This window comes from Kitasatospora sp. NPDC059817, from assembly GCF_042731835.1.
GTDB lineage: Bacteria > Actinomycetota > Actinomycetes > Streptomycetales > Streptomycetaceae > Kitasatospora.
The window spans coordinates 55,524-67,170 of the sequence record NZ_JBHWIR010000002.1 but is presented as its reverse complement, the minus strand read 5'-3'; the positions used below and the strand labels follow the sequence as shown (position 1 = coordinate 67,170).

The 11,647-nt window shown below is 71.6% G+C and carries 12 protein-coding genes and 3 tRNA genes; 12 read left to right on the top strand and 3 right to left on the bottom strand.

The annotated features are described in order from the left end of the window. Window positions 1–125: 125 nt before the first annotated feature. Window positions 126–1,397, bottom strand: a complete 1,272-nt coding sequence (locus tag ACFV61_RS00890) for a hydrolase (protein WP_380489278.1) — start codon at window positions 1,395–1,397, stop codon at window positions 126–128. A 286-nt stretch (window positions 1,398–1,683) separates the two neighbouring features. On the opposite strand from ACFV61_RS00890, the gene ACFV61_RS00885 reads away from it, so the two are divergent. The 8 genes from ACFV61_RS00885 (at window position 1,684) to ACFV61_RS00850 (ending at window position 6,613) form a co-directional block, all read left to right on the top strand. Beyond that, window positions 1,684–1,756 (top strand) — tRNA-Thr (locus tag ACFV61_RS00885). Window positions 1,757–1,799: 43 nt separating this feature from the next. Further along, window positions 1,800–1,872 (top strand) — tRNA-Met (locus tag ACFV61_RS00880). A gap of 83 nt (window positions 1,873–1,955) precedes the next feature. Next, complete coding sequence (gene rpmG, locus ACFV61_RS00875) at window positions 1,956–2,120, top strand: 50S ribosomal protein L33 (protein ID WP_006604855.1); 165 nt, start codon at window positions 1,956–1,958, stop codon at window positions 2,118–2,120. Between the two features lie 154 nt (window positions 2,121–2,274). After that, window positions 2,275–2,733 carry a MaoC family dehydratase N-terminal domain-containing protein gene (locus tag ACFV61_RS00870; RefSeq protein ID WP_363369376.1) on the top strand — a complete coding sequence of 153 codons (459 nt, stop codon included), beginning with the start codon at window positions 2,275–2,277 and terminating at the stop codon, window positions 2,731–2,733. 5 nt (window positions 2,734–2,738) lie between these two features. Continuing rightward, complete coding sequence (locus ACFV61_RS00865) at window positions 2,739–3,161, top strand: MaoC family dehydratase (protein WP_063351327.1); 423 nt, start codon at window positions 2,739–2,741, stop codon at window positions 3,159–3,161. Between the two features lie 109 nt (window positions 3,162–3,270). Next, window positions 3,271–3,870 (top strand): TetR/AcrR family transcriptional regulator, encoded by a 600-nt coding sequence (locus ACFV61_RS00860; protein WP_380338873.1) that lies wholly within the window; start codon window positions 3,271–3,273, stop codon window positions 3,868–3,870. A gap of 87 nt (window positions 3,871–3,957) precedes the next feature. Continuing rightward, complete coding sequence (locus ACFV61_RS00855; protein WP_380489275.1) at window positions 3,958–5,502, top strand: MFS transporter; 1,545 nt, start codon at window positions 3,958–3,960, stop codon at window positions 5,500–5,502. A 67-nt stretch (window positions 5,503–5,569) separates the two neighbouring features. After that, window positions 5,570–6,613, top strand: coding sequence for a UDP-N-acetylmuramate dehydrogenase (locus tag ACFV61_RS00850; RefSeq protein ID WP_363369371.1), 1,044 nt, complete (start codon window positions 5,570–5,572; stop codon window positions 6,611–6,613). A 36-nt stretch (window positions 6,614–6,649) separates the two neighbouring features. Here the strand turns inward: ACFV61_RS00850 and ACFV61_RS00845 are convergent, their stop codons facing one another. Together ACFV61_RS00845 and ACFV61_RS00840 are read right to left on the bottom strand one after the other, a co-directional pair. Further along, on the bottom strand, window positions 6,650–7,684 hold the full coding sequence (locus ACFV61_RS00845; RefSeq protein ID WP_063351330.1) for an adenosine deaminase: 1,035 nt from the start codon (window positions 7,682–7,684) through the stop codon (window positions 6,650–6,652). Between the two features lie 138 nt (window positions 7,685–7,822). Beyond that, window positions 7,823–9,070, bottom strand: a complete 1,248-nt coding sequence (locus ACFV61_RS00840; protein WP_063348929.1) for a pyridoxal phosphate-dependent aminotransferase — start codon at window positions 9,068–9,070, stop codon at window positions 7,823–7,825. A 284-nt stretch (window positions 9,071–9,354) separates the two neighbouring features. On the opposite strand from ACFV61_RS00840, the gene ACFV61_RS00835 reads away from it, so the two are divergent. The 4 genes from ACFV61_RS00835 (at window position 9,355) to rplK (ending at window position 11,643) form a co-directional block, all read left to right on the top strand. Further along, window positions 9,355–9,427, top strand: a tRNA-Trp gene (locus ACFV61_RS00835). Window positions 9,428–9,574: 147 nt separating this feature from the next. Continuing rightward, the gene (secE, locus tag ACFV61_RS00830; protein ID WP_063348930.1) at window positions 9,575–9,934 is read left to right on the top strand and encodes a preprotein translocase subunit SecE; all 360 of its coding nucleotides are present in this window, start codon (window positions 9,575–9,577) and stop codon (window positions 9,932–9,934) included. Between the two features lie 212 nt (window positions 9,935–10,146). Then, the gene (gene nusG, locus ACFV61_RS00825; RefSeq protein WP_380489272.1) at window positions 10,147–11,043 is read left to right on the top strand and encodes a transcription termination/antitermination protein NusG; all 897 of its coding nucleotides are present in this window, start codon (window positions 10,147–10,149) and stop codon (window positions 11,041–11,043) included. 165 nt (window positions 11,044–11,208) lie between these two features. Beyond that, window positions 11,209–11,643 (top strand): 50S ribosomal protein L11, encoded by a 435-nt coding sequence (rplK, locus tag ACFV61_RS00820; RefSeq protein WP_063348931.1) that lies wholly within the window; start codon window positions 11,209–11,211, stop codon window positions 11,641–11,643. The last annotated feature ends 4 nt before the right edge of the window (window positions 11,644–11,647 follow it).

Genomic DNA, 11,647 nt, shown 5'->3' with positions numbered 1-11,647 from the left:
GGGGCCCCGCAACAATGGGGGGGCCGCCCCCCCCCCCCTCACCCCGGCTTACACCCGGCCCCAGCAGGTGGGGGCGGGGCGCCCCCAATCCGCCGCGCGCCCCTTGAATTTTCCCGAGGGGCCGCTCAGCCCCCGCCGGTGCTCCCGGACTGCCGGGGCAGCGCCAGCGCCACGGTGTCCGCGAACTCCCGCACCGCGCTCGTCCGGCTGACCACCCGGCCGCTGTGCACCACCAGTCGGCTGTGGCCGCCCGCGAGCGCCCCGGCCAGGCTGTCCCCGCGCACCGCCAGCAGCTCCGCCGGGAACCCGGCGTCCACCCGGACCGGCGGCAGCCCGAGCGCCGCCCGGGCCTGGTTCGCCACCGCGTCGTACGCCGCCTCCAGGTCCAGCTCCCCGCCCGCCGCCAGCAGGTACGCCGACTCCAGTGGATCCGCCCGGCCGACCGGGTTGGACTGGTCCCGCAGCGCGCCGCTGCCGGCCGCCAGCGGCACCCGGGCCTCCGTCAACTCCCGCAGCAGGCCCGGTCGCAGCCCCGGCGCCCGGCCCTCCAGGCCGGTGCAGCCGCCGTTCTGCGGCAGGCAGACCACCCGAATCCCGCCGGCCGCCAGCACCGTGGACGCACCCCGGGTCAGCGCCCCGCACGGCCCGAGTGTCACCCGCGGCCGCAGCGGGGCCAACGCGCTGACCAGCCGCGCGAGTTGGGCCGGATTGCCGGCCGTGGTGTGCAGGTCCACCGGGCAGTCCGCCTCCCGGGCGGCCTCCAGCAGCACCTGGACGTACCCGGCCGGATCCGGGTCCAGCTCCGGGCAGCCGCCGGCCGCGGTGGCGCCCAGCTTGAGCGCGTCGCGCAGTTGCGCCCGGCCGTCGGCGCCGGCCCGGCCGGTGAGCAGCCGGGGCATCGCCACCGCCTGGAGTTCGGCCAGGCCGCGCAGCGCCTGCCGGGCGGTGAGCACCGCCTCCAGCCGACGCAGCCCGTGCACGTCGCCGATCCGGACGTGGGTGCGCTGGGCGGTGGCGCCGTAGCCGAGCGAGGCGAGCGCGGCCTCGGTGACCCGCCGGGTGAGGTCGCCGGGGCTCTCCGGGGGCGGGGCGGACAGGGCGGCCGAGAAGGCGGTGTCGTAGTGGGCGTGCGCCTCGGCGGGGGCCGGCAGCAGCAGGTAGCCCTTGAGGTCGATCCGGGCGCCGGTGGTGACGGTGGGTGCGCCGGGCAGGGCGGGCAACGGGCCGAGGCTGCCGACGGTGCCGACGGCCTGGATCCGGTCCCCGCTGATCCGGACGTCCACCACCCGCCCGTCGGCCAGTCGGGCGCCGGTGAGCAGGAGGACCGGTCCGTGCCCGAGCGGGTTGGCTGTCGGGCCGGAGCCGGAGTGCGGTCCGTCGGCGGCTGCGCTGTCCATCGCAGGCTCCTTCCCGCGCTGGCCCGTCCGGTCGGCCGGACCGTCCTGATCCCGGGTCGTCCTGACGCCCCGGGCCGTCCCCGTCGATGAGGGTCGAGCCTATGGCGCGTGGGGGCGGGGCGCTCGGAGGCGGGCAATAGTCGTATCGGGTCGGGCCGTGCGGCTGGTGGGCCGATCGAACGCGGGGCCTTGGATCGTCCGTCCGTTCACCTCGCCGACCTGCGGTCTTCGCGTCGGGATACGGATTTCACCTCTGGGCGCGGAACGTGTAATCTCTTCCTCGTTCGCCCCTATAGCTCAGTCGGTAGAGCGTCTCCATGGTAAGGAGAAGGTCTGCGGTTCGATTCCGCATGGGGGCTCTGGTGAAAAGCAGTCGGCTTCGGTTGTGCTGCGGATCACTGTGGCGGTGTAGCTCAGTTGGTAGAGCAAGCGGCTCATAATCGCTGTGTCACCGGTTCAAGTCCGGTCACCGCTACCCCGCGTAGTCGGTCGGGAGATCGCACTCCCGGTCGGCTACTCTTGTTGTGTTCTTATTCGTTGTCCCAGGAAGGCACTCCCGTGGCTGCCACCGACGTCCGCCCGAAGATCACGCTGGCCTGCGTGGAGTGCAAGGAGCGGAACTACATCACCAAGAAGAACCGGCGTAACGACCCGGACCGTCTTGAGATGAAGAAGCACTGCCCCCGCTGCAACTCGCACACCGCGCACCGCGAGACCCGCTGACCCTCTCGCAGGGCGTCGGGCCTGTGTGACAGGTCTTGAGCTCCGGGCCGCATCCCTCAGGGGGTGCGGCCCGGAGTTTTTCGCGTATGCACCCATGCGCGCCCCGCCGGCGGCAACGGCCGCCGGATCCACCGTGCTTCCGAGGAGTTGCCCCATGGCACTCGACCCCTCCTTCATCGGGCGGACCTACCCGCCCACCGAGCCGTACGAGGTCGGCCGGGAGAAGATCCGCGAGTTCGCGATCGCGATCGGGGACACCAATCCGGCGTTCACCGATCCGGCGGTGGCGAAGGCGCTGGGCCACCCCGACGTGATCGCCCCGACGACCTTCCCGTTCGTGATCACCTACCAGGCGGCCTCCCAGGTGGTCGAGGACCCGGAGCTGGGCCTGGACTACAGCCGAGTGGTGCACGGGGACCAGAAGTTCTCCTACTCCCGCCCGGTGCTGGCCGGCGACCGGCTGACGGTCGCGGTCACCATCGACAACATCAAGTCGCTGGCGGGCAACGACGTGCTCACCGTGCGTGGCGAGGTGTCGGACGCGATCGGCGAGCACGTGGTGACGTCGGTCATGACGCTGGTGGCCCGGGCCGCCGACGAGACGGGGAAGTGAACACGATGGCGATCAGCTACGACGAGGTCGAGGTCGGCACCCAGCTGCCGGCGCAGTCCTTCCCGGTGACCCGCGACACCCTGGTGCGGTACGCGGGCGCCTCCGGCGACTTCAACCCGATCCACTGGAACGAGAAGTTCGCCGTGGAGGTCGGCCTGCCGGACGTCATCGCGCACGGAATGTTCACCATGGCTGCGGCCATTCGGGTGGTCACCGACTGGGTCGGCGACCCGGCCGCGGTGGTCGAGTACGGCGTCCGCTTCACCCGCCCCGTCCCGGTGCCGAATGACGGCGTCGGTGCGGTGGTCGAGGTGTCGGCGAAGGTCGCCAAGCTGCTGGACGACCGCAAGGTGCAGGTCGACCTGCTGGCCACCACCGGCGGGCAGAAGGTGCTCGGGATGTCCAGGGCGGTCGTCCGGCTCGCCTGAAGGCCCCTCGGCCCCAGGTGTGTCCGGCCGCGGCGGGGCCCGTCCGACGGGATTCCCGCCGCGCCCGTCGGCCTTGCGAAGATAGTGATTGGCCACTAACTTTGCTCCCATGGCGAGGGCGAGCATGCGGATGAGTGCGGAGGAGCGGCGCGAGAGCGTCGTTCGTGCCGCAGTGATCGAATTCGCCAGGAGCGGCTACCGGGGGACGTCCACCGAGGCGATCGCCCGCCGGGTGGGTGTCTCGCAGCCGTACCTGTTCCGGCTGTTCCCCGGCAAGCAGGCGATCTTCACGGCCGCCGCCGAGCGCTGCATCGAGGAGACCTGGAAGGTCTTCGACGAGGCCTCGGTCGGGCTGACCGGGCCGGCGGCCGCCCAAGCGATGTCCGAGGCGTACCTGGGCCTGGTCGCGGACGGCGAGCAGCTCATGATGCAGATGCAGCTCTACGTCTCGGTGTTCGCGGCCCGGACGACCGGCGAGGACGAGATCGGGGAGACCGCCCGCAGGCTCTGGGAGGAGCTGTTCGAGCGGGTCAGGGGCCGGATCGGCGGTGACGTGCAGGGCACCGCGGAGTTCTTCGCGTACGGGATGCTGATCAACACGCTGGTGGCGCTGGGGTACCCCCGGGACCACCGGATCTGGAGCGGCCTGGGCTTCGGGGAGCACGAAGAGCACGGAGAGCGTGGAGAGCACGGCGAGGGCGGGGAGTAGCGGGCCGCACGGTGGAGTCCGTGCGGCCTTTTTTCGGGCCTCGAAAGTTAGTGATCAATAACTATCTAAGACCCCTGGGGGGAAACCATGACGGAGAGAACGGAAGAACAGGGCCTGGGACGGCTCGGTGTCTGGACGCTGGTGATCACCAGCGTCGCGGGCTTCATGGCCAGCCTGGACAACCTGGTCGTCACCACCGCGCTGCCGTCCATCCGCGAGGACCTCGGCGGCGGGCTGTCCGACCTGGAGTGGACGGTCAGCGCCTACACCCTGTCCTTCGCCGTCCTGCTGATGTTCGGCGCCGCGCTCGGCGACCGGTTCGGCCGCCGCCGGATCTTCCTGGTCGGGCTCACGCTCTTCACCGTCGGCTCCGCCGCGGCCGCCCTCTCGCCGGGCATCGGCGCGCTGATCGCCGCCCGCGCCGTCCAGGGCGCCGGCGCCGCGGTCTCCATGCCGCTCACCCTCACCCTGCTCACCGCCGCGGTGCCGGCGGCCAGGCGGGGTCTGGCCTTCGGCATCTGGGCGGGCGTCAACGGCCTGGCCGTCGCCACCGGACCGCTGGTCGGCGGGACGCTCACCGAGCACTTCTCCTGGCAGTGGATCTTCTGGGTGAACGTCCCGGTCGGTCTCGTCCTGATCCCGCTCGCCGCCCTCAAGCTCCGCGAGAGTCGGGGCGCCAACCCGGCGCTGGACGTGGTCGGCACGATCCTGGTCAGCCTGGGCCTGTTCGGCGTCGTCCTCGGCCTGATCCGCGGCAACCCGAACGGCTGGACCAGCCCGCTGGTGCTCGGCTCCCTGATCGGCGGCGTCGCACTGCTCACCGCCTTCGTGCTCTACGAGCAGCGCTGGGCCCGGCACCCGATGCTCCCGATGCGACTGTTCCGCAGCCGGGCCTTCTCCGCCGTCAACGCCTCCGGCCTGCTGATGTTCCTCGGTATGTTCGGCTCGATCTTCCTGATCAGCCAGCACCTGCAGAGCGTGGGCGGCTACAGCCCGCAGGAGGCCGGCATCCGGATGCTCCCGTGGACCGGCATGCCGCTGATCGTCGCCCCGATCGCGGGCATCCTGGCCGACCGCTTCGGCGGCCGCCCGATCGTGGTCACCGGGCTGCTGCTGCAGGGCGCCGGCCTGGCGATGTACGCGGCGATCACCAGCGGCAGCACCGGCTACGACTACGCCGCCGAGATCCCCGCCGTGGTGATCTGCGGCATCGGCATGTCGCTGTACTTCGCCCCGACCGCCGCCCTGGTGATGGACAGCGTCCGGCCGGAGGAGCAGGGCATCGCCTCCGGCGCCAACAACGCGCTGCGCGAGGTCGGCGGCGCGCTCGGCGTGGCCGTCCTCTCGGCGGTGTTCTCGGCGCAGGGCGGGTACACGTCGGAGCAGTCCTTCATCGACGGGCTGGTGCCCGCGCTGTACGTCGGCGCCGGGGTGGTGGCGGTCGCGGCGGTCTGCGCGTTCTTCCTCCCGCGCCGGGTGAAGCCCGCGGCCGTCGCCGACGAGCCGGCGGCCGTGGAGCCGGAGCAGGCCGGTGCCGAGCAGACCGGTGCCGAGCGGGCCGGTGCCGAGCGGGCCGGTGCCGAGCGGGCCGAGGACGCGGCGCCCGTCCACGCCGAGGCCTCGAAGGCCTGACCGGCCGATCCGGGTGTGGGTGTGGGGGCGGCCGGGCGGCCGCCCCCGCACCCGTACGCTGGTGGGCGTGCTGGTAGAAAACGACGCCCCCCTCGCCCCGCTGACCACGCTCCGGCTCGGTGGCCCGGCCCGCCGCCTGGTGACCGCCCACACCGACGACGAGGTGATCGCCGCCGTCCGCGCGGCCGACGAGGCCGGCGAGCCGCTGCTGGTCCTCGGCGGCGGTTCCAACCTGGTGATCGGCGACGCCGGCTTCCCCGGCACCGTGCTGCGGATCGCGACCACCGGCTTCGCCCTGGACGGCACCGTGCTGGAGCTGGCGGCCGGCGAGGTCTGGTCGGAGGCGGTCACCCGCGCGGTGCGCGAGCACGGCCTGGCGGGCGTCGAGTTCCTGGCCGGCATCCCCGGCTCGGCCGGTGCGACCCCGGTGCAGAACGTCGGCGCGTACGGCCAGGAGGTCGCCCAGTCGATCACCGAGGTGGTCGCCTACGACCGCACGGCCGGCGAGGTGGTCACGCTCCCCAACGCCGAGTGCGCGTTCTCCTACCGGCACAGCCGGTTCAAGGCCGAGCCGGACCGCTACGTGGTGCTGCGGGTGCGGTTCGCCCTGGCCGACCACGAGGGGCTCTCCACCCCGGTCAAGTACGCCGAGGTGGCCAGGCACTTCGGCGTCGAGCAGGGCGAGCGGGTGCCGCTGGAGCGGGCGCACGACGCGGTGCTGGGGCTGCGCTCCGGCAAGGGCATGGTGCTGGACCCGGCGGACCACGACACCTGGTCGGCCGGCTCCTTCTTCACCAACCCGGTGCTCACCGCCGCCCAGTACGAGTCCTTCCGGACCCGCCCGGGCACCGAGAACGCCCCCGCCTACCCGGCGCCGGAGGGCTGCACCAAGACCTCGGCCGCCTGGCTGATCGACCGGGCCGGCTTCGGCAAGGGCTACGGCAGCGGCCCGGCGACGCTCTCCACCAAGCACACCCTGGCGCTCACCAACCGCGGCGCGGCCACCGCCGAGGACCTGCTGGCGCTGGCCCGGGAGATCCGGGACGGCGTCCGCGAGGCCTTCGGGGTCGAGCTGGTGAACGAGCCGGTGATGATCGGCGTCAAGCTCTAGGCCTGTCCGGGGTCGGCCTGGTCCACAAGGCACGCCTCAGGTGGCGCTGACCAGCCAGGTGTCGATGTCCGCCAGCAACTCCTTGCGGACGGCCTCCGGCGCGCGCGAGCCGCGGACGGACTGCCGTGCCAGCTCGGCGAGTTCGGCGTCGTCGAAGCCGAGGACGTCGCGGGCCAGGTCGTACTGGGCGGCCAGCCGGCTGCCGAACAGCAGCGGGTCGTCCGCGCCCAGGGCCAGCGGCACGCCGGCGTCGAACAGCCGCCGCAGCGGGACGTCCTCGGGGCGCTCGTAGACGCCGAGCGAGACGTTCGAGGAGGGGCAGACCTCGCAGGTGATCTGGCGGTCCGCCAGCCGTTCCATCAGCCGGGGGTCCTCGGCGGCGCGGACGCCGTGGCCGATCCGGCCGGCGCCCAGGTCGTCCAGGCAGTCCCGGACGGATTCGGGCCCGGCCAGCTCGCCGCCGTGCGGGGCGGCCAGCAGCCCGCCCTTGCGGGCGATCTCGAAGGCCCGGTCGAAGTCCCGGGCGAGGCCGCGCCGCTCGTCGTTGGAGAGGCCGAAGCCGACCACGCCCTGGTCGGCGTACCGGACGGCGAGCCGGGCCAGCGTCCGGGCGTCCATCGGGGACTTCATCCGGTTCGCCGCGACCAGCACCCGGATGCCCACCCCGGTGGCCGTGGCGGCGTTCTCCACGGCGTCCAGGATCAGCTCCAGCGCGGGGATCAGCCCGCCCAGCCGGGGCGCGTACGAGGTCGGGTCGACCTGGATCTCCAACCAGCGGGAGCCGTCCCGCCGCTCGTCCTGGGCGGTCTCCAGGACCAGCCGGCGGATGTCCTCCTCGTCCCGCAGCACCGAGCGGGCGGTGTCGTACAGGCGCTGGAAGCGGAACCAGCCGCGTTCGTCGGTGGCCCGCAGTTGCGGCGGCTCGCCGGAGCTGAGCGCCTCCGGCAGTCGGACGCCGTGCTTGTCGGCCAGCTCCAGCAGGGTGGCGGGCCGCATCGAGCCGGTGAAGTGCAGGTGCAGGTGGGCCTTCGGGAGGTCCCTGACGTCTCGCGGATTCAACAGGCGTTCCATTCGCCGATACTGCCGCATCGGACCCCCAAACGGGAACCGCCCTCCTTCCGTCCCCCGAAGGGGTGAAAGAGGGCGGTACCCGACGTGAAGCGCGGGTGTCAGCGGACGTCAGCGGACGTCAGCGGGCGCCGGCGGGTGTCAGTCGCGGGCCTCGCCGAGCAGCTTCTGCAGCCGGCCGATGCCCTCGGCCAGGTCGGCGTCGCCGAGCGCGTAGGAGAACCGCAGGTAGCCGGGGGTGCCGAAGGCCTCGCCCGGGACGGCCGCGACCTCGGCCTCGTCCAGGATCAGCGAGGCCAGCTCGCCGGAGCTCTGCGGGCGGTGGCCGCGGATCTCCTTGCCCAGCAGGCCCTTGACGGACGGGTACACGTAGAAGGCGCCCTCCGGCTCGGGGCAGTACACGCCCTCGATCTCGTTGAGCATCCGCACGATGGTCTTGCGGCGGCGGTCGAAGGCGGTGCGCATCTCGTGCACCGCGGCCAGGTCGCCGCTGACGGCGGCGATCGCGGCGCGCTGGGCGACGTTGGAGACGTTCGAGGTGGCGTGCGACTGCAGGTTGGTCGCGGCCTTGATGACGTCCTTGGGGCCGATCACCCAGCCCACCCGCCAGCCGGTCATCGCGTAGGTCTTGGCGACGCCGTTGACCACGATGCACTTGTCGGCCAGCTCGGGCAGCAGGGCCGGCAGCGAGGTGAAGGAGGCGTCGCCGTACACCAGGTGCTCGTAGATCTCGTCGGTGAGCACCCAGAGGCCGTGCTCCAGCGCCCAGCGGCCGATCGCCTCGGCCTCGGCCTCGGTGTACACCGCGCCGGTCGGGTTGGACGGCGAGACGAAGAGCACCACCTTGGTGTTCTCGGTGCGGGCGGCTTCCAGCTGCTCGACCGAGACCTTGTAACCGGTGGTCTCGTCGGTCACGACCTCCACCGGGACGCCGCCGGCGAGCTGGACCGACTCCGGGTAGGTGGTCCAGTACGGGGCCGGGACGATGACCTCGTCGCCCGGGTCCAGGATCGCGGCGAACGCCTCGTAGATCGCCTGCTTGCCGCCGTTGGTGACCAGCACCTGGGAGGCGTCCACCTCGTAGCCGGAGTCGCGCAGCGTCTTGGCGGCGATCGCGGACTTCAGCTCGGGCAGGCCACCCGCCGGGGTGTAGCGGTGGTTCTTCGGGTCGCGGCAGGCCTCGACGGCCGCCTCGACGATGTAGTCCGGGGTGGGGAAGTCGGGCTCGCCGGCTCCGAAGCCGATCACCGGACGGCCGGCCGCCTTGAGGGCCTTGGCCTTGGCGTCCACGGCGAGGGTCGCGGACTCGGCGATCGCACCGATCCGGGCGGAGACCCGGCGGTCGGCGGGGCGGATGGAACGGTCGGGCTGCGGGGTGGAAGCGCTCATGCCTGCATCGTCGCAGAACCGGGACGGACCGGGCATCGCGGTTTCACCATCCGTACCGGACCGTCCACATGGCGGCGCCCGCCGATCCGCCGGTGATCATGCGGGCATGCCGGACATATGCCGGACAACCGGTTCCCCCGGAAGAAGAGGTTCGACCAAACACCCCTCGACCACGTATGCTCACTGCTCGACGGCCCGCCGAAAAAGAACCGGAGCTTCACCAGCTGTGCAGACAGCGGGGGGAGATGCGGTAGGTTGGTCGCTACGGAGTCGCGAGACCCCGTAGGGCAATAGCTCAATTGGTAGAGCACCGGTCTCCAAAACCGGCGGTTGGGGGTTCAAGTCCCTCTTGCCCTGCTGCTTGATCCGTTTTCAGCCCGTTCGCTCCGCAGAGCGAGCGGGCTTGATGCGGAGAGGGCTCCGAATCAGCACCGCTTGTAGCCGGCCGTTCGTGCCCCATCGGGCGCGAGCCGCTCGGCCGGACCCGGATTCAGGTGAGGACGAGTGACGGAGACCACGGGCTCCACCGCAACGCCTGAGAGCGGCAACCCCGAGGGGGCCGACGGCGCTGCCGACACCACGCCCGCGGAGGGCGAGGACAAGTCGCTCTCGCGCCGCGAGCGCAAGCGCGCCGCCCGCGCCGGTGACAAGAAGTCCGGCAAGCGCGGCAAGATGGGCCCGTTCGCCCGAATCGGCCTGTTCTACCGCCAGATCATCGCCGAGCTGCGCAAGGTCGTCTGGCCCACCCGCAGCGAGCTCACCCAGTACACGACCGTCGTCGTCGTGTTCGTGGTGGTCGTGATGGGCTTCGTGGCCGGCCTCGACTACGGCCTCTCCAAGCTGAGCCTCCTGGTCTTCGGCTGACCTGGCCGTCCCACCTCCGTAGCAGTCTCCCGACCCGGGCCGAATCTTCGGCCCGGGTCGTGCTGTCTGCGCCGGACGTACGCGGCCGCTACCGTGGACTCGGTACTGTTGAAGTCTCCGAGTCCTCTCCTGGCGCCCGCGCGAGCGGCAGCCCGCCGGAGCCGGCCCCGGAGCGCGCCACCTTCACCATCTCCAGGAAAGAAGCAGCCACCGTGTCTGAGTCCCCCCTGTACGACGCCGACGAGACCGTCCGCGAGGCGGATGTCGCCGCCGAGCTGGACGCGGCCGAGCTGGCTGACGAAGCCGAGTCCGCCGAGCAGATCGTTGACGCCGTGGACGGCGACGAGGACGAGGTCGAGGCGCACGACGAGGCCGAGGCCGGCGAGCCCGCCGAGGAGGCGGCGCTGCACGTGGAGGACGACGTGGAGCCCGCCGCCGAGGAGACCGAGGCCGACGCCGAGGACGCCGACGCCGAGGAGGCCGAGGCTGAGGAGGTCGTCGAGGTCGACCCGGTCGCCAAGTTCCGCGAGGACCTGCGCTTCATGCCGGGCGAGTGGTACGTGATCCACACCTACGCCGGCTACGAGAACCGGGTGAAGCAGAACCTGGAGCAGCGCGCCGTCTCGCTGAACGTCGAGGAGTACATCTTCCAGGCCGAGGTGCCGCAGGAGGAGGTCGTCCAGATCAAGAACGGCGACCGCAAGACCATCCGCCAGAACAAGCTCCCCGGCTACGTCCTGGTGCGCATGGACCTCACCCCCGAGTCCTGGGGCGTCGTGCGCAACACCCCCGGTGTCACCGGCTTCGTCGGCAACGCCTACGACCCGTACCCGCTGACCCTGGACGAGGTCGTCAAGATGCTCGCCCCGGACGTCGAGCGCCAGGCGGCCAAGGAGGCCGGCAAGCCCTCGCCGATCAAGCCGAGCGAGATCCAGGTGCTGGACTTCGAGGTCGGCGACTCGGTCACCGTCACCGACGGTCCGTTCGCGACCCTGCAGGCGACCATCAACGAGATCAACCCCGACTCGAAGAAGGTCAAGGGCCTGGTCGAGATCTTCGGCCGGGAGACCCCGGTCGAGCTCTCCTTCGACCAGATCCAGAAGAACTAGTCCCACAATCTTCGGATCCGGGGCGGGGCCGAGGGCCCTGCCCCGGATCCGTTTTGGTCCAGCGGCGCTAAGGCGTTAGCCTGGTTCGATGTGTGTGTTGGCGGCCGGGTGTCGCCCCGGTTCCGCACACACCAGCACTCACCTCTCGGAAGGACCCGGAGAGACATGCCTCCCAAGAAGAAGAAGGTCACGGGGCTTATCAAGCTCCAGATCAACGCCGGTGCGGCCAACCCGGCGCCGCCGGTCGGCCCCGCGCTGGGCCAGCACGGCGTCAACATCATGGAGTTCTGCAAGGCCTACAACGCTGCGACCGAGTCGCAGCGCGGCATGATCGTGCCGGTGGAGATCACGGTCTACGACGACCGTTCCTTCACCTTCATCACGAAGACGCCGCCGGCCGCGCGCCTCATCCTGAAGGCCGCCGGTGTGGACAAGGGCTCCAGCGAGCCGCACAAGACCAAGGTCGCCAAGCTCACCAGCGCCCAGGTCCGCGACATCGCGACCACCAAGATGCCCGACCTGAACGCCAACGACCTGGACGCGGCGGAGAAGATCATCGCCGGCACCGCCCGGTCGATGGGCATCACCGTCGAGGGCTGACCAG

What these genes read in the sequence shown, in the direction of transcription:
- ACFV61_RS00890 (WP_380489278.1), bottom strand. Translation starts at nt 1,397, where the DNA reads ATGGACAGCGCAGCCGCCGACGGACCGCACTCCGGCTCCGGCCCGACA.
- ACFV61_RS00870 (WP_363369376.1), top strand. Translation starts at nt 2,275, where the DNA reads ATGGCACTCGACCCCTCCTTCATCGGGCGGACCTACCCGCCCACCGAG.
- ACFV61_RS00865 (WP_063351327.1), top strand. Translation starts at nt 2,739, where the DNA reads ATGGCGATCAGCTACGACGAGGTCGAGGTCGGCACCCAGCTGCCGGCG.
- ACFV61_RS00860 (WP_380338873.1), top strand. Translation starts at nt 3,271, where the DNA reads ATGGCGAGGGCGAGCATGCGGATGAGTGCGGAGGAGCGGCGCGAGAGC.
- ACFV61_RS00855 (WP_380489275.1), top strand. Translation starts at nt 3,958, where the DNA reads ATGACGGAGAGAACGGAAGAACAGGGCCTGGGACGGCTCGGTGTCTGG.
- ACFV61_RS00845 (WP_063351330.1), bottom strand. Translation starts at nt 7,684, where the DNA reads ATGGAACGCCTGTTGAATCCGCGAGACGTCAGGGACCTCCCGAAGGCC.
- ACFV61_RS00840 (WP_063348929.1), bottom strand. Translation starts at nt 9,070, where the DNA reads ATGAGCGCTTCCACCCCGCAGCCCGACCGTTCCATCCGCCCCGCCGAC.
- rplK (WP_063348931.1), top strand. Translation starts at nt 11,209, where the DNA reads ATGCCTCCCAAGAAGAAGAAGGTCACGGGGCTTATCAAGCTCCAGATC.